This window comes from Christiangramia aestuarii, assembly GCF_009735585.1.
GTDB classification, from domain to species: domain Bacteria; phylum Bacteroidota; class Bacteroidia; order Flavobacteriales; family Flavobacteriaceae; genus Christiangramia; species Christiangramia aestuarii.
In genome coordinates this window covers 1-388 of the sequence record NZ_VJVW01000143.1, presented here as the reverse complement: position 1 = coordinate 388, position 388 = coordinate 1, and the positions used below count along the sequence as shown (strand labels likewise).

Genomic DNA, 388 nt, shown 5'->3' with positions numbered 1-388 from the left:
CACTTACCTGATCGGAAGTACAACCGTCATCGGCTCCATAGGTCAACGAAATTGAGCCACTGGTACAAATGCTCATATCGGCAGCTGGTGGTGTTGAAGTGAAACTTCCTTCTTCCCCACAACCTTTCTCAAGAGTAACGAATTCTGCCAACCAAGCACTATATGCCGACTGTAAAGTAGCATCATCTGCATAGAAACAAGCCTCTTGCGATACATCGGCAGGACCGGCTACATCAACAGCATCTCCCTCAGTCCAACTGAAAGTGGCACTTACCTGATCGGAAGTACAACCGTCATCGGCTCCATAGGTCAACGAAATTGAGCCACTGGTACAAATGCTCATATCGGCAGCTGGTGGTGTTGAAGTGAAACTTCCTTCTTCTCCACA

General features: G+C 47.9%; 1 protein-coding gene. It reads right to left on the bottom strand.

Annotated elements, in window-relative coordinates; all coding sequences use genetic code 11:
* On the bottom strand, positions 1-388 hold a 388-nt coding region (locus FLP08_RS16370; RefSeq protein ID WP_162431145.1), incomplete at both ends, for a hypothetical protein.